This is a genomic window from Clostridium sp. HBUAS56017 (assembly GCF_007115085.1).
GTDB lineage: Bacteria > Bacillota > Clostridia > Clostridiales > Clostridiaceae > Clostridium > Clostridium cibarium.
The window spans coordinates 1-1,096 of sequence record NZ_SULK01000065.1 but is presented as its reverse complement, the minus strand read 5'-3'; the positions used below and the strand labels follow the sequence as shown (position 1 = coordinate 1,096).

1 protein-coding gene is annotated in these 1,096 nt (G+C 31.2%); it reads right to left on the bottom strand.

Annotation, left to right across the window (positions count from 1 at the left end; all coding sequences use genetic code 11):
* Positions 1-818: flagellin (locus tag FAY47_RS19905; protein ID WP_143318652.1), on the bottom strand; the 818-nt coding region annotated here is incomplete at its 3' end.
* Positions 819-1,096 lie beyond the last annotated feature (278 nt).

Genomic DNA, 1,096 nt, shown 5'->3' with positions numbered 1-1,096 from the left:
TATCTTAATAATTGAAGAACGTTTTGTGGTTGTTGATTAGCTTGACCAAGCATTGCTTGAGCAGCTTGTTGAAGGATGTTATTCTTAGAATATGCCATCATTTCCTTAGCCATATCAACGTCTCTTACTCTACTTTCAGCAGCTTGTAAGTTTTCTGCAGCATTGTCAACGTTAGCTATTGTATGTTCTAATCTGTTTTGAACTGCTCCTAACTTAGATCTTTCTGTTGATACCGCTTCTATAGCTATATCAATTGTAGAAATTGCAGCTGTAGCAGATGCTTGAGTAGTCATTTCTACGCTCATTGCATTTACTGTTAATGCAGCAGCAGTCATGCTTGAGAATGTTACTGATATAGTTTGTCCACTATTTGCACCAACTTGTAATGTTACTGGAGTAGAAGTAGCACTAAATAAAGTCTTAGTATTGAACTCTGTTTGAGTAGCTATTCTTGTTATTTCTTGTTGTAAAGCATCAACTTCAGATGCGATAGATTCTCTATCCTTAGTAACGTTAGTATCATTAGCTGCTTGTACTGATAATTCTCTCATTCTTTGAAGAATGTTATGAGTTTCATTTAAAGCACCTTCTGCAGTTTGAACCATTGAAACACCATCTTGAGAGTTTCTTGAAGCTTGGTTTAATCCTCTTATTTGAGATCTCATCTTTTCAGAAATTGAAAGACCTGCAGCGTCATCTCCAGCTCTGTTAATTCTTAAACCTGAGCTTAACTTTTCCATTGATTTCCCAGCATTAGTGTTGTTTGCTGCCATATTTCTATGAGCATTCATAGCATTCATATTGTGATTAATTATCATTTTAAATTCCTCCTTGATTTTGAAAATCGACATCCATGTCATAAATTTATTTTTTAATTTCTCTTAAGAGACATTGGTTAACCTTACAATATATTATTCGTCATATTATACTAATACTTTATATTTTTTTTAATATTTTTTATAATATTTTTAGTTTTTTTACTTTTTTCAAATTATTAAAGGCATCTTATCAAAAATTCCATATTACATGTTATTTTTATGCATTCACCCAAATAATATATTACACTAAACTTTTTTCTAATTAATTACTAGAATTA